Below are 22,904 nucleotides of genomic sequence, written 5' to 3' on the forward strand. Positions count from 1 at the left end.
TGTGAACCGTCCGGGCTCCGGCTCCGTAGTCACGAAGGGCCCGGTACCCGCTGTGCGGTGCTTCTGCGGTCCTCGCAATCACGCCCAGCTGGAGGACGTCCTGTGTCGTTGATGTTGACCGTGGTCGAGGGAGGCGGTGACGCGTTCGACGTCCACCTCGACGCCGACCCCGACACCCCCGTGGGTGCTGTCGCCCGGACGCTGGCCGAGGCCGGCGGCGTCGCGCTGCCCCCGGACGGGTCGGGGTTGTACGTGGACGGCCGGCTGCTGCCCGCCGACCTGCTGCTGCGCGACGCGCCGCTGCACCACGCGGCCGTCGTGGGGCTCGGCCGGCCGGCCGTGTCCCAGTCGGCGGAGCCCGCGGGGCTCGTCGAGGTCCGCGCGGTCGGCGGTCCTGGCGCGGGCGCCGTGCACCGACTCGACATCGGCGAGTACCGCGTCGGCCTCGCGCAGGACGGCACCCCGCAGCTGCTCCGCCGGGCTCCCGCCCGGCCGTACGCCACGCTGCAGGTCGGCCCCCGCGGACGCTGCCGTATCGTCCCGGACGGCCCGCGCGAAGCGGGCGGCCCCCAACCGGGCGCGGGGGCGCTCCAGTTGGACCGGGAGAACATCGAGGGGGACGTGGCCTGGCCGACGGGCGCGCAACTCCTCGTCGGCGACTGCCTGCTCGAACTGTCGCTGCCGCAGAGCCCGGACGCGGCCCTCGAACCTTCCGAGGACGGCACGGGCCGGGACTACAACCGGCCGCCGCGGCTGCGCCCGGCAGCGGTCGACACGCGCTTCACGCTCCCGTCGCCGCCGACGCCGCCCGCCCACCGGACCCTGCCGTGGATCGCCGCGGCCGTTCCCCTGCTGATGGCTGTGGCGGGATGGCTGATCTTCCAGCGGCCGTCGATGCTGCTGTTCGGGCTGCTGTCCCCGGTGGCCGTGGTCGGCAACTACCTGATGAACCGGCGCGGCGGGCGCCAGTCGTACGCCGAGGCCGTGGCCGCGTACGAGGAGAAGAAGGAGCGTATCGAGGGCGACGCGCGGGCCGCCCTCGAGGCCGAACGCACGGCTCGCCGCCGCGGCTTCCCCGACCCCGCCGAGGTCATCCTCACCGCCGTCGGCCCGCGCCGCCGCCTGTGGGAGCGCCGCACCTCGGACGCGGACTTCCTCGAACTGCGCGTCGGCACCGCCGACCAGCCATCCGACGTCGTCCTGCGCGACCCCACCAGGGACGAGCACCGCCGGCAGGAGCCCTGGACCGCCCTCGACGTCCCGGTCACCGTGCCGCTGCGCGAGCACCACGTCCTCGGCATCGCCGGATCCGGGCGGGCCGCGCACGCGCTGGCGCGCTGGGCCGTCGCCCAGGCCGCCGTCCTGCACAGCCCGCGCGACCTGCAGATCCATCTGCTCCTCGCGGCCAGCTCGGAGCGCGAACGCTGGGCCTGGATGCGCTGGCTGCCGCACGTACGCAAGAAGTCCGGTGACACCCTGGCCAGCATCGGGTCGGGAACCGAGACGTCCGCCCGCCGGATCGCGGAGCTCACGGCGCTGATCGCGGAGCGGCGCGCGCAGCACGACAAGCGGAACCAGGTCGACGGCCCCGACGTGCTCGTGGTGCTCGACGGCGCCAGGCGACTGCGCTCGCTGCCCGGCGTCGTGCAGATCCTGCGCGACGGGCCCGCCGTGGGCGTCCGCGCGATCTGCCTCGACGCCGAGGAGCGGCTGCTGCCCGAGGAGTGCCAGGCCGTCGTCGCCGAGGAACCCGGCGGCACGCTGCGCGCGGGCCGTTCCGGTGCGGGCACGGTCACCGGGATCCGGCCCGACCTGGTCTCGCTCGACTGGTGCCGCTCGCTCGCCCGCGCCCTGGGCCCGCTGCGCGACCCGGGCGGCTCGGACGAGGAGGCCGCCGTACTCCCGGGCTCCGCACGCCTGTTGGACGTGCTGTCCCTCGACCCGCCGCAGGCCCATGACATCCGCGCCCGCTGGCAGGCCGGCGGGCGCTCCACCCGTGCTGCGGTCGGCGTCTCCCTCGACGGGCCGTTCTACCTCGACCTGCGCCGGGACGGGCCGCACGGACTGGTCGCCGGAACCACGGGCTCCGGCAAGTCCGAGCTGCTGCAGACGCTCGTGGCCTCCCTCGCCGTGGCCAACCGGCCGGACGCGATGACGTTCGTCCTCGTCGACTACAAGGGCGGCTCCGCGTTCAAGGACTGCGTGCGACTGCCGCACACCGTCGGCATGGTGACCGACCTGGACGCCCATCTCGTCGAACGTGCCCTGGTGTCCCTCACGGCGGAACTCACCCGCCGCGAGCACATCCTCGCCCAGGCGGGCGCCAAGGACATCGAGGACTACGTGGACCTCCTGGAGCGGGAGCCGGGCGCGGGCCGTCCGCCGATGCCCCGACTCCTCATCGTCATCGACGAGTTCGCGTCAATGGTGCGGGACCTGCCCGACTTCGTGAAGGGCCTGGTCAACATCGCGCAGCGAGGACGCAGCCTCGGCATCCACCTGATCCTCGCCACGCAGAGGCCCAGCGGCGTCGTCTCCTCCGAGATCCGCGCGAACACCAACCTCCGGATCGCGCTGCGCGTGACGGACACCGGCGAGAGCCAGGACGTCCTCAACTCGCCGGACGCGGCCGGGATCTCGCAGAGCACCCCCGGACGCGCCTACGTACGGCTCGGCCAGACCTCCCTCGTACCGTTCCAGGCCGGACGAGTCGGCGGCCGCAGGCCCGGCGCCTCCGCGTCCGCGCTCCCGGAGCCCAGGGCCGTCGTCGTCGGCTGGGACCAGCTCGGCGAGCCGCTGCCGCCGCGGCCCCGCCGTGCCGTGCGCGGGGGAGGCGACATCGAGACCGACCTCACCGACCTGGTCGAGGCCATCCGCGGCGCCGACCACGAACTCGGCATCCCCGCACAGCACAGCCCCTGGCTGCCGCCGCTGCCGCTGCGCCTGGTCGCCCACGACCTGCCGCCCGCGCCACCCACCGGCTACGACCTCGCGCCGGTCGCGTACGGCATCGTGGACCTGCCCGCCGAGCAGGCGCGCCGCCCGCTGCTGATCGACCCGGCCACCCTGGGGCATCTGCATGTCGTCGGCTCCCCGCGGCAGGGCAGGTCGCAGACGCTGCGCACCATCGCCGGCGCCCTGGCCCGCGCCCACTCCCCGGCCCGGCTGCACATGTACGGCATCGACTGCGGCAACGGCGCCCTGCTCGCCATGGAGGGCCTGCCGCACTGCGGCGCCGTCACCCAGCGCACCCAGCCCGACCGGATTGCCCGGCTCCTCGCCCGGCTCACCGCGGAACTCGGCCGCCGCCAGGAACTCCTCGCCGCCCGCGGCAGCGCCGACCTGCCCGAACTCCGGCGCGCCCTGCCCGAGGACGAACGGCCGCCGCACATCGTGGTGTTCCTCGACCGCTGGGAGGTCTTCGACAAGACACTCGGCGAGTACGACGCGGGCAACCTCCTGAACGGCGTGCTCGCCCTGCTCCGGGACGGCGCCAGCGCCGGCATCCACCTGATCATGAGCGGCGACCGCGCCCTGTTCTCCAGCCGCGTCGGCAACTCCACCGAGGACAAGCTGGTCCTCAAGCTCAACGACAAGTCCGAGTACGGCCTGATCGGCGTGACCCAGCGCAAGGTGCCCGACGAGATCCCGCCGGGCCGTGCCCTGCGCGCCGCCGACAAGGCGGAGGTGCAGATCGCGCTGCTCACCGAGGACCCGGGAGGCCAGGCGCAGGCCGCGGCACTCCAGGAGATCGCGGCCCACTGCCGGGAGCGGGCCGCGGGCCTTCCGGCCCGTACCCGCCCGTTCCGCGTCGACACACTGCCGGACCGGATCGGCTACGACGAGGCCATGGCGTACGTGCACGAGCCGCGGCCGCGCCGGGCGCTCGCCGGTGTCGGCGGCGACGAACTGACGGCCCACGGACCGGACTTCTCCCTGACGCCGACCTTCCTCGTCGCGGGCCCGGCCCGCTCGGGGCGCAGTACCGTTCTGGCGACCCTCGCGCTGTCCCTGCTGTCCGCGGGCACCTCCGTCGTGATCGGGGCGCCCGCCCGCTCCCCGCTGCGCGACCTCGCCGGGCGGCCCGGTGTGCTCGCCGTGTTCGACGACGCGGACATCGCGCCGGACGCCCTGGAGACGGCGCTCGCCTCGGCACCGGACGGGGCCGTGGTGCTGCTCGACGACGCCGATCTGCTGCTGAAGACCAAGGCGGAAGCGGTCCTCACCCAGATCGCCAAGACGGGCGCGGAGACCGGCCGGGGCCTGGTCGTCGCCGGACAGACCGACCGGCTCTCCTCCGGGTTCTCCGGCTGGCACGCCGAGGCCCGCCGGAACCGCTGCGGCCTGCTCCTGAAGCCGCAGAACATGAGCGACGGCGAACTGATCGGCGTCAAGGTGCCCCGCAGCCGCCTGGGCGCCGCCCGTACGGGACGGGCGATCCTGCATCTCGCGGACGGGGTGCTGCGGACGGTGCAGGTGCCGGAGACGGTGATCGGTTCCGGTTCCGGTTCCGGTTCCGGGTCCGGGTCCGGTTCCGGCTCCGGCTCCGGCGCGCGATCCGACGTGAACTGACCTGCCGTACGGACGAGTTGAGGGCCCCGCACCTCTGCCGGTGCGGGGCCCTCGTGCGTGCCGGAGCCCGGAGTGTCCGAGGCGGCGTCAGGTGGATCCGGAGACCCGGCTGTCGTCATGCGCCAACGGGCCGGTGTGCCCCGCGTAGGCCGCGGGTCCGTAGATGAGGCCCGCGACTCCCAGGAAGAACCCGGCCACATCGGGGCGGGACCAGCGGTAGGTGACCCCCAGTAGACCGGGGACGGTCGGCAGCGCCCCGCCCGTGGGTTTGAAATTGCGCAGGGCCAACAGCGTCTTCGCCAGAAAGTCCGCCATGCCCGCCGGGTTCACCGCGATCTTCGCGAGCTGCGCGACGTCGTCCAGCTTGGACCCGAGGTCCTTCACGATCTTGATGAAGTCCCCGGGAAGGTTTTTGTAGTCGTTCACGGCGACCTGGATGTTCCGGGGGATCCCCTTGACGGCCGTGGGGATCTTGAAGAACTCGTCCTTGAGATTGCTGAACTTCAGCAGACTGGTCATCTTGCCCAGGCTGCCCACGATCGCGCCCGCGCCGAGAACCAACCCGATCCCGCTCAGGATCAGGTCGAGCGGATCCCATTCCCCCGTCTCCACGCTCTTGGCGATGTTGATCCCGAACGCCGCGGCGGAGAACGCGAAGGCGCCGATCGTCAGGGCGAGACCGATGCCCTGCAGGCCTGGCACGAACATGGCAAGCACGCCCAGGATGCCGCCGATGATGCCGAAGGCGAGGCTGAGCTTGTCGCGGATCCGCTCCCAGAGGCTCTTGCCCGGAACCGCTTCGTCCTCCGCCTCCTCCAGAGCCTGGGCCGCGGTGGCGGCATCCGCCTCGCGTACCTCTCGCGCGTCCTCGGCGAGCAGACGGGCGGCGTCGAGGTCCGCCTGGGCGTCGTCGACGTTGCCCTGCGCCGTGGACTGTTCGGACCTGGCCTGGTCCAGGGCCCGCTTCGTCTCCTGCTTCAGAGCCTCGTCGTCCGGGGGGACCGTGGTCCCGTCCAAGGCTCCGACCTCCATCTCGGCCGCAAGCAGCGCCGCCGTGGCCGAATCCAGCCGGCCCTTGGCGTCCCGCCCGTCGCGCAAGGCGTCGTCGGCCCTTCGCTGCTGGGTGCGCAACGAGTCCGCGTAGGTGTCGAGGGCGCCGGCCGCCCGGTCGTACGAGCTGTTCAGCTTGCGCACCTGATCGGCCAGATCGCCGAGCTTGTCCCGGAGTTTGTCCATGGACTTGCCCTCGCCCACCTGATCGGCCTCAAGGCCGGAGACCAGGGGGAGGATGTCGCCCGCGTCGTCCGCCACGGAGCGATAGCTCCTCGCGAGTTTGTCCAGGATCTCCGCGTCACCCGGAGTCGGGTCGTCCGAGAACCCGAAGACTTCTTCCCAGTCGGACACCAGCGGCCGAACCATGGTCGCGCTCACTTTCCCTTGCTCTCGACTGCCGCCGCGTCCTCGAAGCGGAAGGACTCGGCGATCGCGTCGAAGACGTCGTAGAACTGGTCGGCCAGGTGCACATTCGGCGTGGAGCTCGAAAGCACCAGGTACTCCTGGCTGTTCGGCACCGGCATCAGGACGTGGTGCACCGCCGTGGGGATGCGCCTCCCCTTGTGCTCCAGTTCCTCGATCCTGGTGATCCGCCCGGCGCCGCCGACCCCGGCGAACTCCACCAACTCCACCTCGCCCGGCGGCAGGCCGGTGCCCTCGGCGTCCTTGCTCAGCTGGATGCCGGCCGCGACGACGAGCTCCGCCAGGTCGTCGGCCTGCTCCTCGGGTACGGAGATCCGCAGCACCAGTGACGTGGCGCTGAGTACCAGAGGCCCGGATGACCCGGTGCCGAGGATCCTGAGCATCCCCGCCGCCTGCAGTGCGCCCTTCGCGTACGCCTCGCGTGCGGTGCGCCGGGTGTTGCGGATCAGCTCGTCCACCTGCTCGCGCGTGAGCTGCGGCACGTGTCGTACCTGGGCCTCGACCCGGCGGCGTATCGAGGCGTCCCGGGTGTTCGGGTCGAGGTCCAGATGCCACCAGGACGCGGGGAGCCGCAGCCTGTATCTTGCGGGCGCGCCCGGCGGCCGCTCCGTGACCGGCTGCGTCATGACACATGTCCCTTCTGCCCGTGGGCATTCATCGGGGTTCAGGCCTTCTCGCCTGATTCGTCAAGGGCGTTGACGGCTTCCTGGTCCGTCGTCGTGAAGTTGTCGGAGATCGTCTTGGTGTTCTCCGAGAAGACCTTCACGTTGTCCTGCACCTTCTCGTGGCCCTTGCCCCAGGCTTCGTCGAACGCTTCGACGGCGTCGGCGAGCTTCGAGTCGCCCACGTCGTCCCTCGATCCGACATGGCTGAGCCGCGCGGTCTTGCTGATCCGCTCCCCCAGGCTCTCCAGCGTCTTGGCCGTCTCGTTCAGGTCCGCGACAGGGACGATGATGCTGGTCACTGATTCCTCCTGATCGGCGCTCAGGCCTCCGCAGTCCGGTCCCGCCCCCCTCCGGCAGGAGAGGGGCGGGACCGGACTCGAGGCACATCAGCCGATGGCGCCGGACGTCTGGCTGTCCGTGTCGACGAAGGCGTCGGCGACCTGCTGGATGAACTCGCTGACGCCCTGCAGACCCTCGATCGCCTCCTGCGTACCGTTCTTGTACTCCTCCCAGAACGGCCGGAACTTCGTCTCGGAGCCGGGGGTCGCGTAGGCCGCCTCGACCATCTCCTCCATCTTGGTGTTCGCCTCGTGGAGGCTCTGCTGCATGAGTTCCTTCTGGGTCTTCAGCCAGGCGGAGGCCTCGCGCATCTCGTCCGGGCTGATCTTGATGTTGCCGTCGGCCATGTCCGTTCCTCTCCTCGTTCGGTCCGTTCCCGGGCTACGGACCCCCAGAGGCACGCGCACCCGTTACCGGGCACTACGGAACGTCCGTCAGCTCGGTTCACCGCTGTTGCGAAACGGTGACAAACCAAGGCATCACCCCCGGCCTGGCGCACTCCTGCTTGCCGATGGCCCCCAGCTGTCCCCCGGTCGGCACGCGCGGGTGAGGATGGGGGAGAACAAGCGGGTCAGGATGAGTGTGGAGCGGATGGCATGCGGTTGACGGTGTTCTGGCAGCGGATGGAGGAGCACTTCGGTGCTTCGTACGCCGATTCGTTCGCGCGCGATCATGTGATGTCCGAGCTCGGCGGGCGGACCGTGCACCAGGCGCTCGACGCCGGCTGGGAGACGAAGGACGTCTGGCGCGCGGTGTGCAACGCGATGGGCGTACCGGCCGACAAACGGGGCACCCTCCCGGAGGAGAAGCGCTGACGCGCGGCGAGGGCATCCCGCGGCGCCTCACGCGCGGTGGGAGTTCCGAAGCGGGTCACGCGTGGTGAGGGGTTCCGGGGTGGCGCATGCGTGGTGAGGAGTTCCGGGGTGGCTCACGCGTGGTGAGGAGTCCGGAGGCGGGTCACGCGCGGTGAGGGGTTCCGAGGTGCGCACGCGCGGTGAGGAGTTTCGGGCTCGCGCATGCGTGGTGAGGAGGTTCGGGCTCGCGCACGCGCGGTGAGGAGGTTCGGGCTCGCGCATGCGTGGTGAGGGGTTCCGGGGTGGCGCACGCGCGGTGACGAGTTCCGGTGGCGCACGCGCGGTGACGGGTCTCCCGGCGGGCGACGGCCACGGCTTCGCGGCGGGCGACGGCCACGACACCTGACCTCGGCCGGATGAGGTGCATCACGCCCGGACAGCTGCCGGATTGTCGGTGGCGTACGCGAGACTGGTCGGCGTGGCAGCCAGCAAAGCACCCAGTGAGACCGTCGCGCAGGACAGCGGCCCGCCCTCGACGCCCCCCGAGGGGCCCGCCTCGGCGTGGGCGGGACAGCGCATGCCGCGGTGGCTGCCGCGCGCCATGGTGCTCGCGCTGGCCCTGTTCGCCTGCTTCCAGCTCGGCAGCTGGGCCTTCCACCAGCTGACCGGCCTGTTGATCAACATCCTGATCGCGTTCTTCCTCGCGCTCGCCGTGGAGCCCGCGGTGAGCAGGATGGCGCACCGCGGCATGCGCCGCGGCCTGGCCACCGCCCTGGTCTTCCTCGGCGTGATCGCCGCGGGAGCGGGCTTCGTCGCCATGCTGGGCTCGATGCTCGCCGGGCAGATCGTGGAGATGGTCGAGGACTTCCCGCAGTACCTCGACTCCGTGATCAGCTGGATCAACACCACGTTCCACACGGAGCTGTCCCGGGTCGAGCTGCAGGACAGCCTGGTGCACTCGGACTGGCTGCAGAAGTACGTGCAGAACAGTGCGACGGGCGTCCTGGACGTCTCCGCGCAGGTCCTGGGCGGCCTCTTCCAGCTCCTGACGATCCTGCTCTTCTCGTTCTACTTCGCGGCGGACGGCCCGCGCCTGCGCCGGGCGCTGTGCTCCGTGCTGCCGCCCGCCAAGCAGGCCGAGGTGCTGCGCGCCTGGGAGATCGCCGTCGACAAAACGGGCGGCTACCTGTACTCCCGCGGCCTGATGGCCCTGATCTCCGGCGTCGCGCACTACATCCTGCTGGCGGCGCTCGGCGTCTCGTACGCGCCCGCGCTCGCGGTGTGGGTCGGCCTGGTCTCGCAGTTCCTGCCCACGATCGGCACCTATCTGGCGGGCGCCCTGCCGATGCTGATCGCGTTCACGGTCGACCCCTGGTACGCGCTGTGGGTGCTCGTCTTCGTGGTGGTCTACCAGCAGTTCGAGAACTACATGCTGCAGCCCAAGCTGACCGCCAAGACCGTCGACATCCACCCGGCGGTGGCGTTCGGCTCGGTCATCGTGGGCACGGCCCTGCTCGGCGCGGTCGGCGCCCTGGTCGCGATCCCCGCCGTGGCCACGCTCCAGGCGTTCCTCGGCGCCTACGTGAGGCGGTACGACGTGACGGACGACCCGCGCGTGCACGGCCACCGCAGGCGCGGCGCGGGCCCGCCGCTCGTCCGCCTGAGACAGGCCCTGAACACCCGCAGCGACGCACCCCCGCCGCCCCAGCAGCGCACCGCGGAACCCCCGGACCAGGACCTCTGACCCGGCCCCGGCCGACCAGGGCCGGGGCATCGCCGTACGAGGTGATTAGTTCCCGTACGGGGAGTCCGTCCGGTCAGGCCGGGGCGTGCCCGCGCGGCGGGTCAGCACCAGGGGAGTGCCGATCGCGCCCGCCACGGCGAGGTAGAGCGGCATCAGTTTGAGGGCGAACGGCATGTCCGCGTCGAACGCGAGACGGGCCGTGGCCCCGATCGCGGCGGCCACCAGCTCACCGGCGAAGAAGCCACCGAACAGACCGCCGAGGACGCCGAGTACGTACTTCACGAGAGCTCCAGGGTGAGGCAGAGGGGAATCGGGCGGCAGGCGGGCTCAGATGTACGAGGGTCTGGTCACCCGGTGACGGAACGTGTGCCACGTCCACGCCTGCACGGCGAGCAGCAGCGGCGTCACCACCAGGAGCGCCGGTACGAGGAACGCGAGCGTGGTGCCGTCCGCGGCCGACTCCGTGAGCGGCAGCGCGACACCCGCGGACAGCGGCAGCGCGGCCATCAGCGCACCGGTCAGGGCGAACGACTGCCAGGGCCGCCCGCCCCGACCCACCAGCACACGCGCGCGTGCGTACGGGTCTCCGGTCAGCCGCATCGCGGCGAAGCCGAGACCGTGGGCCGCGAACAGGGCGGCGACGGCGAGCGCCGTGAGCAACGCCACCGGACCGGACGCCGTGGTGTCGGCGGAGCCGGTGAACAGCGCGGCGAGCAGCCAGCCCCAGGCGAGCGCGACGGCCCAACTCCCGCACACCACCGCGGTGTCGCATCCCGCGCGCCACCAGGAGCCGCCCGCACGCCCGCGCAGCCACAGCCCCGCGTCGCGCACCACCCAGCCCGCGAGGAGCGGTACCACGACGGCGAACTGCCCGCTCAGCAGCTCGCCCTCGAGCTCCGGGAAGCAGCCGATGAGCAGCCCCGCGGTGGCGACCAGCCACACCTCGTTGCCGAGGAAGAACGGCGCGAACGACGTCAGCACCAGGCGCCGTTCGCCGTCACCACGCCCGAGGTAGGGCGCGAGCATGCCGGTGCCGATGTCGGCGCCGCCGAGCACGAAGTACCCGGCCGCGAAGAACGCGAGGAGGCCGACGGCCAGGGTTTCGAGGGTCGAGGTGTCCATGGCGCTCCTCAGTAGCTCGCGGCGGCGAGAGAGTCGGCAGGGTCCCGCTCCGCGGCCCGCTCGTCGTGGCCGAGCCCGCGGTCGACGGGCCCCACGCGCGCGTGCCGCACGAGCAGCCACACATTGACGGCGGCGAGCAACGCGAACAGGGAGGTGAAGACGATCAACGAGGTGCGCATCGCGCCGGGAGACACCGAGGAGACCGCGTCCTCGGTCTTCAACAGGCCGTACACGACCCAGGGTTGGCGCCCTGCCTCACGGAACACCCAGCCGCTGATCACCGCCACGTACGGCAGCGGAACCGCCGCCATGAGCGCCAGGTGCCAGAGCCGGAAGCGGTAGACGGTCCTCTTGAAGCAGGCGAGCACGAAACCGGCGATGCACAGGTACATCATCAGCGCGAAGGCGAGCAGCATCAGAATGCCCGCACCGCGCGTCCAGGCCTCCGAAGGGACGTAGTCACCGGGGCCGAAACGGGCCACCATGTCGGCCTGGAGACGGGCCACTTCAGCCGCCTTGCTGCTGAAAACCGCCTCCTTCATGGGCTGCATCACGGTGAACTGCACCCCGCCGAAGGCCGCCGCGACGAACAGCGCGGGAAGCGACACGAACACCCCGATGCGCAGGCTGCGCCCGAAGAACTCCCACTCGGGGGAGCGCTTGAACAGGTGGTACGCGCTCACCCCCGCCATGAAGAACCCCGCGGTGAGCAGCGCGCCCGCCACGATGTGCCCGAACGCGAGGAGCGTGCTCGGGTTGGTGAACACCGCCGCGGCGTCCCCGATGACCAGCCTGCCGCCCGACTCCCGGTATCCCACGGGGTTGTTGAGGAAGCCGTTCGCGACGAGGATCCAGTACGCGGAGGCGTACGCGGTGAGGGTGACCACCCAGATCAGCGCCAGATGGACCCAGCGGTTGAACCGGTGCCAGCCGAAGATCCACAGGCCGAGGAAAGTCGACTCCACAAAGAAGGCGACGACTGTTTCGAGCGCCATGGAGGCCCCGAAAACGTCCCCTGCGTAGTGCGTCAGTCCGCTCCAGCTGAGGCCGAACTGAAACTCCATGACGATGCCGGTGACGATGCCGACCGCGTAGTTGATGACGTACAGCTGCCCCCAGAACCGCACCATGCGCGCGTGCAGCACGCTGCCGCTCAGCGTCGCCCGCGTCTGCAGGCACGCCACCAGCGTGGCGAGGCCGAGCGTGAGGGCCACGAACAGGAAGTGTCCGCCCGCGGTGAGGGCGAACTGCAGCCGCGCCAGGTCGAGGGTTTCCGGGGCCGCTGGGCCGCTCGCGAAAGTCAGGGATGGGTCCACCCCGTCAGCGTCCGCGTACGGCTCCGGTGGCGGCGTCGGCCGCCGGTGGACAGTCCGCGTACCCCCTCAGTTGCGGGTGCCGTCCTGCGCGTACTCCGAAAGTTGCGCGCACGCGCGGTGGCGGATCAGGTCAGCCAGCCCGGGGTGATCATCCCGGACTCGTAGGCGAGGATGACCAGTTGGGCCCGGTCTCGTACGTCCAGCTTCGTCATGATCCGGCTCACGTGCGTCTTCGCCGTGGCGGGGGACAGGACGAGGCGCCGGGCGATCTCGTCGTTGGAGAGCCCGGCGCCGACCAGGCCCATCACCTCCCGCTCGCGCTCCGTCAGCGCGTTGAGGCGGGGGCTGGGGTCGGGCTGCCTGCTGCGGCCCGCGAACTCGGCGATGAGGCGGCGGGTCACGGCGGGCGCGATCAGCGCGTCACCGCGCGCCACGACGCGCACTCCGTGCAGCAGCTCCATCGGCTCGGTGTCCTTGACCAGGAACCCGGAGGCACCGGCGCGCAGCGCCCCGTACACGTAGTCGTCCACGTCGAAGGTCGTGAGGATGACGACGCGCACGCCCTCCAGGGACGTGTCCCCGGTGATGCGGCGGGTGGCCTCCAGGCCGTCGACTCCCGGCATCCGGATGTCCATCAGGACCACGTCGGGGAGCAGCCGGCGGGCGAGCGCGAGCGCCTGATCGCCGTCGGCTGCCTCGCCGACCACCTCGATGTCGTCCTCGTCCTCCAGGATCGAGCGAAATCCCGCTCTCACCAGTGTCTGGTCGTCGGCGAGGACGACGCGGACCGCTCTCCCGCCCTCGGGCCCGGTGCCGGATTCCGGCGGTCCCTGCGTGGCTGTCACAGCTCCCCCTCCAACGGAGTCCCGAGCGGCAGCCGGGCACTCACCCGGAAACCGTCCGCCGTGTTGCGTGCCGTCAGTTCGCCGCCGAACGCCTTGGCGCGCTCGGCCATGCCCCGGATTCCGCTGCCGTGCGCAGGCTCGTCCGACGAGCCCTGCCCGTCGTCGTCGATCCGCACCCGCAGGTCCTCGTCGCAGTAGACGAGCGTGACCGTCGCGCTGCACGCGCGCGCGTACCGGGTCACGTTGGTGAGTGACTCCTGCACGATCCGGTAGGCCGCCAGGTCGAGCGGCGGCGGCAGCGGGCGGGGCGTGCCGACCGTCTCCGCGCGGACGTCGAGCCCCGCGCCCCGCGCTCCCGCGAGCAGCTCCGGCAGCCGATCGAGGCCCGCTGTGGGCGCCGTGGGCGCGCTCTCGTCGGCCTGGCGGAGCATGCCGAGGGTGGCGCGGAGTTCGTCCAGCGCGTGCTTGCTCGTGGACTTCACCGCTTCGAGCGCCTCCTCGGCTGTGGCGAGTTCCGCGCTGTGTGCAGCCCTCTCCGAGGGCTCGGGGCGACGCTTGGAGAGGCGGTGCAGGGCGGCGCTGGACTGCACGTTGATCAGCGAAACGCTGTGCCCCAGTACGTCGTGGAGTTCGCGCGCGATCCGCAGCCGCTCCTCCGACGCGCTCTGCTGGGCGCGGGCCTCCTGCTCCCGCTCGGCGGCCAGGGCACGTTGGCGGACCTCCTCCACATAGGCGGCACGCGTGCGTTGTGCACGCGCGAGCACCAGGAGGCTGAGCAGCCAGCCCGCCAGCATCACGAGGGACATGTCGTCGACCTTGCGCTGCCCCGGCTCCTGCAACACCTCGCCGTACACGACCAACAGCATCGCCATGACGCCCAGCGCGGCAGCCGCGGCGAAGCGGCCGTCCACGGCGGCGGTGTAGAGCGCGATGATGAACGCGAGCATCACCGGACCGTCGCTCGCGCTCATCGGGTAGTACACCGCGCACACGACGAGCGTGACGACGGCGACGCCGATGGGCCGACGGCGCCGGAAGTGCAGCGCACCGCAGCCCACCCCGAGCAGACACCAGCCCGTCACGGCCTGCCAGAACGACTCGGACGTGTTCCGCATCCCCCACAGCGTGCCGCCCAGGACCACGGCGGCGACGGCCAGCGTCACCGCGAGATCGTTGGCACGCGCGGAGCGTCGCTGTCCGAGCGGGCCGGTCGGGAGGAGTGCCATGTCCCGAAGGATATTCCGGGCGGGCACCGCTCGGCCCGGCCAGGAATCGGCACCCCTTAGGGGCAGCTTTCGCGGAAATCGGCACCTCTAGGTGCGGAAATCGGCACCTGTAGGTGCGGAAATCGGCACCTGTAGATGCGGAAATCGGCACCTGTAGCGGCGTTGCTGGAGAGCCGACTCAGGAGCCATCCGATACGAGCAGCCCCGTCAGCATCCGGCGCATGGTGCGCCGGAACAGCACCTCAGGGGCGTCCGTCAGCTCCGCGCCGCGCTGCTCGGCCAGGGCGGCAGCGAGCTGCGGGCGGTCCCCCCGCGCCGCGGCCCGGCTCAGGTAGATCGCCTGCGCCGCTCGGCGGTCGGCGGCGTTGCGCTCGGCGGCGTTGCGTTCGGCAGCCTTGCCTTCGGTGCTGCTCGTGCCGCCGTCCGCGTTCGTCGTACGGCCGGATTCGCTGGTACGGCCCTGGAGTTCGGCCCGTACGAGCTGGGTGATCAGGGCGTTCGTCAGGCCGACGATCTCCAGCTTGGCCCCGCCCGGCAACGCCACGGGCGTCATCGCCCGCAGCGCGTACTCCACGTGGTCGAGGCCGTGCGGGCCGAGGCGCAGGGGTTCCGGCGGGACGTCGGTCAGCCAGGGGTGGCGCAGCTGGACGGACCTGGTCCGGTCCGACAGCGCGACCAGGTCCGCGACCGGGTCGCCGAGCAGCGGTACGTCCAGGTCGACCTCGCCGGCCACCGCGTCGGTCATCAGGTCGAGCAGATCGTCGCGGCCGGAGATGTACCGGTAGAGGGAGGCCTGGCCGGTGCCGAGGGCCTCCCACACCGCGTCCGGGACGCCACCCGCACCGTCCGCTATCCGGGTGCCCTCCTCCGTCAGCTCCAGCGCTGCCCGCTCGGCTTCGGTGAACACCGTGGCCTCACGCCAGGCCGCGATCAGGTTCAGCCGCAGCGACGTCTCACCGGCCGCGGCAGCCTCCATGGTGTGCATGTCCAGGCAGCCGGCACAGCCGTTGACCTGACTGGCGCGGATCTTCACCAACTCCTGCGTGGTAAGCGGAAGAGTCGACTCCGTGGGCGCCTGGCCTGCGGCGACGAGGTGCTTCAGCGCCTTGGCGGCGACAGGGCTTGCCATGATGTTCAGCCGGGCTTCCATGGTGAACTCATCTGTCCTTGCGGGTGCTTGCTGGCACCCATAGGACGGCGGAAGTCCGCGAGTTGTGACATCGCTCAGGGTGACGTGGGCCACGCTGGTCAGGCTGCGGCGAGAAACGTGCGAGCCCGCGCAGTGCGGTGCTCAGCCTGCGCTGGGCCGCACGGCTGTCGAGGCGTACGTCGAGAGCACCCGGGAGCCCGGAGTCCGCCCGCAGGCCCGCTGCCAGACGGGAGGCGTCGAGCCCATCGCGACGGACGACGAGAAGACCGAGCTGGTAACGACTGACAGCGTCGGCACCTGCGAGTGGTGCACACCCTGAGCATCGGAGTACGCCAACTCCAGCAGCGCGGCGGCCAGATCGCAGACGTGCACCGGGCAACGGACGTCGTCGGTGAACAGCACGCCGACGCCCGTTTCCGCCGCCCCCTTCGCCGTGGCGTGCGGCAGCGGCGCCAGGCGGCGGACGGGGCGTGGGCCGTGACAGCCCAGTCGACGGTCATGCGTGGGCGAGCTGTACCAGCAGGCCCAGCGAGTTCCGCCAGGCCAGGGCGCTGGTGGCGGCACCCGCCCGGCCGCAGCGCTTCGCGGGTCCCCGCAGCGTCTGCCGCCACATCTCTGGATCGGCGATCGCCCGGGCGGTGTCGAGGGACGCGAAGGCGGGGTCGACGCCGGTGACGTCGATCCCGAGGTCCGCCGGGAGGGCCGCGAACACGCCTGTGCCGCAGCCGATGTCCAGTACTCGGCGTGCCTTGAACTCCTCCGCCAGCCGCAGATACGCGTCGAGATCGCTGCGGTCGGGGTGGAGCGGATCGTAGAGCGCGGCGAGCCGTGGGTGCGCGAAGCAGTCGTCAGCCATGCGGCCGAAGGTAGGCAGCGCGGGCCCGTACGGCTACGGGCCCCGCCCGGCTGCCATCACGGCTGGGAGGTCGCGACCTTGGCTCCGAAGCCGATCAGGACGACACCCGTGACACGGTCCAGGGCGCGTCGTACGGATGGCTTCTCGAAGAAGGCGCTGGCCTTTGCGAGGACCAGCACGTAGGCACCGAGCCAGACGAGTGTGAGGGCCGCGTGGATGAGGACCAACAGAGTCATCCCCAGATGCGGCGCCAGACCGGGCGGCGCGAGCGTGGGCAGGAGGCCGGTGTAGAAAACCGCGATCTTCGGGTTGAACACGTTGCTGACCAGTCCCGTCCGCCACGGATTGCCGGACGGGGGCGGCGGAGCGGCCGCCTCCGAAGCCGTCGCACGGTTCCGCCGGCTCTGCAGCAGCGCCTGGACACCCAGGAACCCTAGGTAGACGGCACCGGCGAGCTTCACCACCGTATAGGCGGTGGAGGACGCGGCCAGGACGGCGGCCAGGCCGACCACGGTCAGCGCGCCCCAGACGAGCAGGCCCGCCGTGATGCCTCCGACCGTGCTCAGGCCGTCCCGCCGGCCGGACGCGATGGCCCGCTTCGTCACGACTGCCATGTCGGGGCCGGGAACCATGGTCAGGACAGCGAGCACACCCGTGGCCGCGAGGAGCTGAACGAACATGAGTTCACTCTCTCATCGGGCAGCGGGAGGGCTTCTCCCAGCTCGGACGCCCGGCCTCCGGCGGCATGGCTTCGCGCTCACATCGGCGGGGCCGAGGTGCCGCGTGGTGCGCTTGACACGTAAATCGAACATCCATTCTTATGGGATCTCCGGCACCACTCCAGCCCCGGAATCTCGGGGGTTCCGGGGAGTTATCCACAGGCCGGGGCCGACGTCGAGGCGCATTGTCAGTGGCAGGGGATAGCGTCTTGGACGTGAAGCGATCGACTCAAGCAAATCGGGTGGAACCCATGGCAGGAACCGACCGCGAGAAGGCGCTCGACGCCGCGCTCGCACAGATTGAACGGCAGTTCGGCAAGGGCGCCGTGATGCGCATGGGCGAGCGGCCGAACGAACCCATCGAGGTCATCCCCACCGGATCGACCGCCCTGGACGTGGCCCTCGGCGTGGGCGGCCTCCCGCGCGGCCGTGTGGTGGAGGTGTACGGGCCGGAGTCCTCCGGTAAGACGACCCTGACCCTGCACGCCGTGGCCAACGCGCAGAAGGCCGGCGGCCAAGTGGCGTTCGTGGACGCGGAGCACGCCCTCGACCCGGAGTACGCGAAGAAGCTCGGCGTCGACATCGACAACCTCATCCTGTCCCAGCCGGACAACGGTGAGCAGGCCCTGGAGATCACGGACATGCTGGTCCGCTCCGGCGCGCTCGACCTGATCGTCATCGACTCCGTGGCGGCCCTGGTCCCGCGCGCGGAGATCGAGGGTGAGATGGGCGACTCGCACGTGGGTCTGCAGGCCCGTCTGATGAGCCAGGCGCTGCGGAAGATCACCAGCGCCCTGAACCAGTCCAAGACCACCGCGATCTTCATCAACCAGCTCCGCGAGAAGATCGGCGTGATGTTCGGCTCGCCGGAGACCACGACCGGTGGCCGCGCCCTGAAGTTCTACGCCTCGGTGCGTATCGACATCCGCCGCATCGAGACCCTCAAGGACGGCACGGACGCGGTCGGCAACCGCACCCGCTGCAAGGTCGTGAAGAACAAGGTGGCGCCCCCCTTCAAGCAGGCCGAGTTCGACATCCTCTACGGCCAGGGCATCAGCCGCGAGGGCGGCCTGATCGACATGGGCGTGGAGCACGGCTTCGTCCGCAAGGCCGGAGCTTGGTACACGTACGAGGGCGACCAGCTCGGCCAGGGCAAGGAGAACGCTCGTAACTTCCTGAAGGACAACCCGGATCTCGCCAACGAGATCGAGAAGAAGATCAAGGAGAAGCTGGGCGTCGGCGTGAAGCCGGCCGAGGCCGAGTCCGGCACTGACGCGGCGACCGTGGACGCGGCAGCCGACAAGGACGCCAAGGACACGAAGGACATCAAGGACGCGGCCAAGTCGGTGCCCGCACCGGCCACCAAGGCCAAGTCGACCAAGGCCGCCCCGGCCAAGAGCTGAGCCGTGGTACGGCGAACGGACTGGCCGGAAGAACCCTTCGACGGGCCCTTCGACGGCCAGACCCCGGGCGGGCAGCCCTTCCACGGGCAGGCCTCCGGCGACGGTGGTGACGGCGAACTCTTCGGCGGCGACGAGCAGTCGGGTCGCTCCCAGGAGTTCGGCACCGGCGAGGAATCCGACCGCTCCGGTGGTCGCGCGGGCCGAGGAGGCCTGAGCGGCGGGGGATACCGGGGCGGTCGAGGAGGGCGTTCCAGTGCCCGTGGCCGGCGTGCGTCCAGAAGCCGCGAAGGCGGCGACGGCGCCTTCGGCGAGGGGCGCGGCGGCACCTTCGGCGACCGTGCGCCCCGAGGCGGCGGCCACGCCGGGGACCAGGACGGCGATTCCCCCGACCCGTCGAGGGCCGGGAAGGGGGAATCGCGTACGCGAGAGCGCGACCTGCCACCGGAGGAGCGGGCACGGAACATCTGTCTGCGCCTGCTCACCGGCACCCCGCGCACCCGCAAGCAGCTCGCCGACGCCCTGCGCAAACGCGAGATCCCCGAGGACGTGGCGGAGGAGGTCCTCTCCCGATTCGAGGAGGTCGGCCTCATCGACGACACGGCGTTCGCGGGAGCCTGGGTGGAGTCCCGGCACCACAGCCGGGGCCTGGCCCGCCGCGCACTCGCCCGCGAGCTGCGCACCAAGGGAGTCGACTCCACGGCGATCGACGAGGCCATGGAGCAGCTCGACTCCGAGCAGGAAGAGGCAACAGCGCGCGAACTGGTCGACCGCAAACTCCGCTCGACCAGAGGCCTCGACCGGGACAAGCGCCTGCGCCGCCTCGCGGGCATGCTCGCCCGCAAGGGCTACCCGGAGGGCATGGCCCTACGCGTGGTGCGCCAGGCGCTGGAACAAGAGGGGGAAGAGACAGACGACTTGGAGTACGGGGGGTTCTGAGTGAGTACGGGGATCTTGGCGCGCGGTGGCTCAGGTCGGCTCGACGGCGGGGGCGGTGACCGGTAGGCCTGCCGCACGCCAGGCCTGGAAGCCACCGGTCAGGTCGGTGGCGCGGTACAGCCCCAACTCCTTGAGCGAGGCCGCCCCGAGGCTGGACGCGTAGCCCTCGTTGCAGACCACCACGACGTGCACATCGTGGCCGGTCGCCTCCGGGAGGCGGTGAGTGCCCTGGGGGTCGAGGCGCCACTCCAGCTCGTTGCGCTCCACGACCAGGGCGCCGGGGATCAGGCCGTCGCGCTCGCGGAGCTCGGCGTACCGGATATCCACGAGCAGAGCCTCGCCGGCCTCGGCGGCGGTGTGGGCCTCATGCGGTCCGACGCGGTCGAGACCCGCGCGGACACGCTCCAAGTGGGCGTCGATGGAAAGGGGTTGGGGTCGGCGCGGCTCGGGGGCCGGGGTGGATGAAGGCGCGGGCAACGGGGTGGATGCGGGGGTGGTCACTGCCAGTCCTCCGGCTGCTCGACCTGCTCCAGCCTGAGCACCGCGCCAGTGCGGCTGAAGCGGCGGATCAAGGGGAGAGGGGGGTAGTAGGCGTGTACGGAGACGGCGTGCTCGGTGGTCGACTCGTTGAGGACCTCGTGCACATGGTGGGTGCCGAAAGCGCGGCCCCGGCCGGCGGGCAGGGTGCGTCGGCGGTCGACGTCGGCGGCGAGTTCGAGGGTCTTCCAACCCTCGCTGGGCAGCCGGACCGCGAGCGAGTTCTCCGTCAACTCGCCCTGGGCCGTGGTGAAGGCGCCGACCGACTCGGCGTGGTCGTGCCAGCCGGTGCCGGTACCGGGCGGCCAGCCGATGAGCCACGCCTCGCTGCCGCCGGGACCTTCGAGCCGTACCCAGGTGCGGCCCTCGGGGTCGAGGGGGAGCGAGGCGACCAGCTCGGCGTCGGCGGCGGTGCGGCGCACGAAGTCCAGGAGCTGGGCCGGGGAGGGGGCGGAACCGCCGCTGGAAGTGGGAGCGGCAGCGGAGGTGGAAGCGGCAGCGGAGGTGGAAGCGGGGGTGGTCCGAGCGGGACTCGTTGCCGGGGCTGCGGGAGTGGTCGTCGAAGACACGTAGGCCGTCCTGAGAAGTCGCGGGGGAACGCGCAGGTACCCCGCTGGTCCGCAGGGTGGGGCGCGTGAGAGAAGGGCGAGTTCAGGACGGGTGACAGACGCAGCCCGCATAGCGGACGAGGTCCATGTGGACCCTCCGCCAAAGGCGTCGGCTGGTGTCGGTCATGGGGCGGAGTACAGCACGGGGACCGGGACGGGTCAAACGGTGTCCGGTGGGTGAACGGGGGTGTCGGGGACCAGGGGCGCCGTCCCCGGGCGGGCTGGGCTGAGGGCCCGGGGCCCGGAGGGCGCGGAAAGGCGGGGGCTGGGGCGGGCAGGCGCGGTTGGAGCAAGCGGCCAGGCCGGGGCCGGGGCAGGGGCCGGGTCAGCGGCGGCCCGGAGGGTTGGCGTTACTGCTGTCGCTGTCGCTGTCGCTGTCGCTGTCGCTGTCGTTGCCGGGGCTGGCGTCGGGATCGGCTTCGGCTGCCGCTTCGGCCCTGGCCTCGGTACCAGCCCCGGTGTCGGCGCCAGTGACCGCATCCGCATCGCCGTGGGCGCCGGGTTCGGTGCCGGAGCTGGTGTCGGCGTGGGACTCGGGGGCGGCGTGGAGCTGGGGGTCGGCGTGGGGCTCGGGGGCGTGGGGCTCGGGGGCGGGCGCCGCTTCCCCGCCGCGTCCGGCCTCACCGCCCCGGTGGTCCCGGTGGCCCCGGCCGCTCCGGTCACCCCGTTCCGCCTCGGCCCACAGCTCGGCCTCCGCCTCCGCCACCGCCTCCGCCTCCGCCTCCGCCGAAGTCTGGGACTCGGCCTCGACCTCTACATCGACCTTTACCTCGGACATGGTCCCGGCCATGAACTCGACCGTGCCTTCCGCCGCCGCGCCTCCGGTGCCACCGCCGTCCACGGAATCCACGGAATCCACGGAATCCACGGAATCCGCGGCACCCCCGTACGCACGGGACTGGGGCGACGGTCCGCCGCGCGCCGTATCCGCCGCCGCGTACAGCTCTGCGGGGCGGACGCCGCCGAGGGCGGTGATCAGGTGGCCGTCGGGGCGGATGAGGAGGACGGTGTGGGCGCCGGCGCCGGGGTAGCGCTCGGCGACGAGGAGTTCGCCGCGTACCGGGAGGGCGGTCACCGCGGCGGCGAGGCGGGGCATGACGCCCGCGGTCATCCAGTGCCGGCGCTCCCAGACGCCGGTGCCGGGGGCGACGAGGACGACGAGGAAGTTGCCGCGGCCGAGCCGGTCGCGGAGGCGGGCCGTCGTGCCGTCGGGCACGGTGACCGGGACGTCGGCGACCGGAGCGCCGGGCGGGGTGACGGTGGCGACGGCCGATGGTGAGGAAGTGTCCGGTGAGAGAGGGGAGTTGGCGTAGGAAGGACCGGCGCCGAGGGGGCCGCGGCCCACGTGGCCGTCGGTGAGGAGGGCATCGTGGCCGCGAGCTGTGCCGGGGACGTAGGCGCGCAGGCCGCCGCCTCCGCGCAGTATCGGCAGGGCCTGGTCGGCGGCGCGCAGCCGGGCGGCGACAGTGCTGCGGCGCTCGGCCTGGTAGCTGTCGAGGAGGGCGTCGGACTCGCCCTGGTGCCAGCACTGGGCGAGCTTCCAGGCGAGGTTGTCGGCGTCGCGCAGCCCCTCGTCGACGCCCTGGGTGCCGAGGGCGCCGAGCAGATGGGCGGCGTCCCCGGCGAGGAAGCAGCGGCGCGAGCGCCAGGCGCGGGCGAGGCGATGGTGCACGGTGTGGACGCCGGTGTCGAGCAGGTCGTACGGCGGGGTGCTGCCGCCGCACCAGCCGGCGAGGGTGTCACGGATCTTTGACAACAGAACTTCGGGAGTGACGAGTTCGCTGCGGGCGGGCAGCAGCCAGTCGAGGCGCCAGGCACCTTCGGGCAGGGGGCGGGCGGTGATCTCGGTGGCGGCGCCCGGCCACGGCGGGAGACGGTGCAGTACGGCCTCGCCGGGCCAGGGAAGGTCGGCGCGCAGGGCGGCGACGGCGTGCCGTTCGACGGCGGTGCGGCCGGGGAAGCGGATGTCGAGGAGCTTGCGCACGGTCGAGCGTGGGCCGTCGCAGCCGACGAGGTAACTCCCGCGCCACCAGGTGCTGTTGGGGCCGCGGGTGTGGGCCGACACGCCGTGGGCGTCCTGCTCCAGGGAGTCGAGGCGGCTGTCCGGCGCGAGCTTGACGAGCCGCTCGTCGGCGACGGCCTCGCGCAGGGCGGACGTCAGGGTGTGCTGGGCGAGGTGAACGGGGGCGGGGCTCACCTCGTCGACGGTGAACGCGTGCCGGCGCATCTCCTGCTTGCGGCGGTAGGAGCGCCAGCCTGCCCAGCGGGCGTCGGAGAAGTCGCGCCCCGTGAGCCGGGCGGCGAGGTCGGCGGTGTCCTCGCGGAGCACCGCGGTGCGGGCGAGACGCTGTTCGTCCTTGCCGGGGCCCTCGTCCAGGACGACCGACGGGACTCCGGCATGGGCGAGTGCGAGGGAGAGGGTCAGCCCGACGGGTCCCGCTCCGACGACGATCACCGGGTCCACGGCGCGGCGCCTCCTGCCAGGGATGAGGCCTTGAGGGGCGTGCTGGTACTGGCAGTTGGAGCGGGGTGCGCGATCACAGAACGTATGCAACCTATTGCCGGTGCTTGCGTCAAGTGACGGAGGCAGCGACGT

Annotated in this window: 20 protein-coding genes and 4 pseudogenes; 6 read left to right on the forward strand and 18 right to left on the reverse strand. The window is 71.8% G+C overall.

Annotation, left to right across the window (positions count from 1 at the left end; all coding sequences use genetic code 11):
• Positions 1 to 111: 111 nt before the first annotated feature.
• On the forward strand, positions 112 to 4,572 hold the full coding sequence (locus tag QIT00_RS27905) for an FtsK/SpoIIIE domain-containing protein (RefSeq protein WP_282538222.1): 4,461 nt from the start codon (positions 112 to 114) through the stop codon (positions 4,570 to 4,572).
• Positions 4,573 to 4,659: 87 nt separating this feature from the next.
• Here the strand turns inward: QIT00_RS27905 and QIT00_RS27910 are convergent, their stop codons facing one another.
• The 4 genes from QIT00_RS27910 to QIT00_RS27925 form a co-directional block, all read right to left on the reverse strand.
• Positions 4,660 to 5,976, reverse strand: a complete 1,317-nt coding sequence (locus QIT00_RS27910; RefSeq protein ID WP_282538185.1) for a hypothetical protein — start codon at positions 5,974 to 5,976, stop codon at positions 4,660 to 4,662.
• A 23-nt stretch (positions 5,977 to 5,999) separates the two neighbouring features.
• The gene (locus tag QIT00_RS27915; RefSeq protein WP_282538186.1) at positions 6,000 to 6,674 is read right to left on the reverse strand and encodes a hypothetical protein; all 675 of its coding nucleotides are present in this window, start codon (positions 6,672 to 6,674) and stop codon (positions 6,000 to 6,002) included.
• A gap of 38 nt (positions 6,675 to 6,712) precedes the next feature.
• Positions 6,713 to 7,012: a hypothetical protein gene (locus QIT00_RS27920; protein WP_282538187.1), complete on the reverse strand. Its 300-nt coding sequence runs from the start codon at positions 7,010 to 7,012 to the stop codon at positions 6,713 to 6,715.
• 87 nt (positions 7,013 to 7,099) lie between these two features.
• Positions 7,100 to 7,399, reverse strand: a complete 300-nt coding sequence (locus tag QIT00_RS27925; protein WP_282538188.1) for a WXG100 family type VII secretion target — start codon at positions 7,397 to 7,399, stop codon at positions 7,100 to 7,102.
• A gap of 249 nt (positions 7,400 to 7,648) precedes the next feature.
• On the opposite strand from QIT00_RS27925, the gene QIT00_RS27930 reads away from it, so the two are divergent.
• The 3 genes from QIT00_RS27930 (at position 7,649) to QIT00_RS27940 (ending at position 9,590) form a co-directional block, all read left to right on the forward strand.
• Entirely contained in the window at positions 7,649 to 7,867 is a 219-nt protein-coding gene (locus QIT00_RS27930; RefSeq protein WP_282538189.1) for a DUF3046 domain-containing protein, read from the forward strand.
• 259 nt (positions 7,868 to 8,126) lie between these two features.
• Entirely contained in the window at positions 8,127 to 8,252 is a 126-nt protein-coding gene (locus QIT00_RS27935; protein WP_282538190.1) for a hypothetical protein, read from the forward strand.
• Between the two features lie 72 nt (positions 8,253 to 8,324).
• Entirely contained in the window at positions 8,325 to 9,590 is a 1,266-nt protein-coding gene (locus QIT00_RS27940; protein WP_408909864.1) for an AI-2E family transporter, read from the forward strand.
• A 45-nt stretch (positions 9,591 to 9,635) separates the two neighbouring features.
• On the opposite strand, the gene QIT00_RS27945 is transcribed toward QIT00_RS27940, so the two are convergent.
• From QIT00_RS27945 to QIT00_RS27990, 10 genes and pseudogenes are all read right to left on the reverse strand, one after another.
• Positions 9,636 to 9,872: a DUF5957 family protein gene (locus tag QIT00_RS27945; RefSeq protein ID WP_282538191.1), complete on the reverse strand. Its 237-nt coding sequence runs from the start codon at positions 9,870 to 9,872 to the stop codon at positions 9,636 to 9,638.
• Between the two features lie 45 nt (positions 9,873 to 9,917).
• Entirely contained in the window at positions 9,918 to 10,712 is a 795-nt protein-coding gene (locus QIT00_RS27950; protein WP_282538192.1) for a cytochrome d ubiquinol oxidase subunit II, read from the reverse strand.
• An 8-nt stretch (positions 10,713 to 10,720) separates the two neighbouring features.
• Positions 10,721 to 12,028 carry a cytochrome ubiquinol oxidase subunit I gene (locus tag QIT00_RS27955; RefSeq protein WP_282538193.1) on the reverse strand — a complete coding sequence of 436 codons (1,308 nt, stop codon included), beginning with the start codon at positions 12,026 to 12,028 and terminating at the stop codon, positions 10,721 to 10,723.
• A 125-nt stretch (positions 12,029 to 12,153) separates the two neighbouring features.
• A complete protein-coding gene (locus QIT00_RS27960) occupies positions 12,154 to 12,873 on the reverse strand; it encodes a response regulator (protein ID WP_282538194.1) in 720 nt (239 codons plus the stop codon).
• Positions 12,870 to 14,099: a sensor histidine kinase gene (locus tag QIT00_RS27965; protein WP_282538195.1), complete on the reverse strand. Its 1,230-nt coding sequence runs from the start codon at positions 14,097 to 14,099 to the stop codon at positions 12,870 to 12,872. Before QIT00_RS27965 ends, QIT00_RS27960 begins: the two co-directional genes overlap by 4 nt.
• A gap of 178 nt (positions 14,100 to 14,277) precedes the next feature.
• Positions 14,278 to 14,844 (reverse strand): TetR/AcrR family transcriptional regulator C-terminal domain-containing protein, encoded by a 567-nt coding sequence (locus QIT00_RS27970; RefSeq protein WP_282538224.1) that lies wholly within the window; start codon positions 14,842 to 14,844, stop codon positions 14,278 to 14,280.
• 69 nt (positions 14,845 to 14,913) lie between these two features.
• A pseudogene (locus QIT00_RS27975) lies at positions 14,914 to 15,249 on the reverse strand (carboxymuconolactone decarboxylase family protein); the annotation flags it as partial.
• Between the two features lie 112 nt (positions 15,250 to 15,361).
• Positions 15,362 to 15,690, reverse strand: a pseudogene (locus QIT00_RS27980) (dTDP-4-dehydrorhamnose reductase); the annotation flags it as partial.
• A 122-nt stretch (positions 15,691 to 15,812) separates the two neighbouring features.
• A pseudogene (locus tag QIT00_RS27985) lies at positions 15,813 to 16,105 on the reverse strand (class I SAM-dependent methyltransferase); the annotation flags it as partial.
• A gap of 56 nt (positions 16,106 to 16,161) precedes the next feature.
• On the reverse strand, positions 16,162 to 16,785 hold the full coding sequence (locus tag QIT00_RS27990; protein WP_282538196.1) for a LysE family translocator: 624 nt from the start codon (positions 16,783 to 16,785) through the stop codon (positions 16,162 to 16,164).
• 290 nt (positions 16,786 to 17,075) lie between these two features.
• Between QIT00_RS27990 and recA the strand changes: the two genes are divergently transcribed.
• Together recA and recX are read left to right on the forward strand one after the other, a co-directional pair.
• Positions 17,076 to 18,227 (forward strand): recombinase RecA, encoded by a 1,152-nt coding sequence (gene recA, locus QIT00_RS27995; RefSeq protein ID WP_282538197.1) that lies wholly within the window; start codon positions 17,076 to 17,078, stop codon positions 18,225 to 18,227.
• A gap of 3 nt (positions 18,228 to 18,230) precedes the next feature.
• Complete coding sequence (recX, locus tag QIT00_RS28000; RefSeq protein WP_282538198.1) at positions 18,231 to 19,163, forward strand: recombination regulator RecX; 933 nt, start codon at positions 18,231 to 18,233, stop codon at positions 19,161 to 19,163.
• 30 nt (positions 19,164 to 19,193) lie between these two features.
• Here the strand turns inward: recX and QIT00_RS28005 are convergent, their stop codons facing one another.
• From QIT00_RS28005 to QIT00_RS28015, 4 genes and pseudogenes are all read right to left on the reverse strand, one after another.
• Positions 19,194 to 19,640: a rhodanese-like domain-containing protein gene (locus QIT00_RS28005; RefSeq protein ID WP_282538225.1), complete on the reverse strand. Its 447-nt coding sequence runs from the start codon at positions 19,638 to 19,640 to the stop codon at positions 19,194 to 19,196.
• 20 nt (positions 19,641 to 19,660) lie between these two features.
• Positions 19,661 to 20,269, reverse strand: coding sequence for a cupin domain-containing protein (locus QIT00_RS28010; RefSeq protein WP_282538199.1), 609 nt, complete (start codon positions 20,267 to 20,269; stop codon positions 19,661 to 19,663).
• Between the two features lie 82 nt (positions 20,270 to 20,351).
• Positions 20,352 to 20,435, reverse strand: a complete 84-nt coding sequence (locus tag QIT00_RS38795; RefSeq protein ID WP_349017208.1) for a putative leader peptide — start codon at positions 20,433 to 20,435, stop codon at positions 20,352 to 20,354.
• Between the two features lie 750 nt (positions 20,436 to 21,185).
• Positions 21,186 to 22,772 (reverse strand): annotated as a pseudogene (locus QIT00_RS28015) (FAD-dependent monooxygenase); the annotation flags it as partial.
• Positions 22,773 to 22,904: the final 132 nt, after the last annotated feature.

The sequence above is a fragment of the Streptomyces luteolus genome, from assembly GCF_029968015.1.
GTDB lineage: Bacteria > Actinomycetota > Actinomycetes > Streptomycetales > Streptomycetaceae > Streptomyces > Streptomyces luteolus.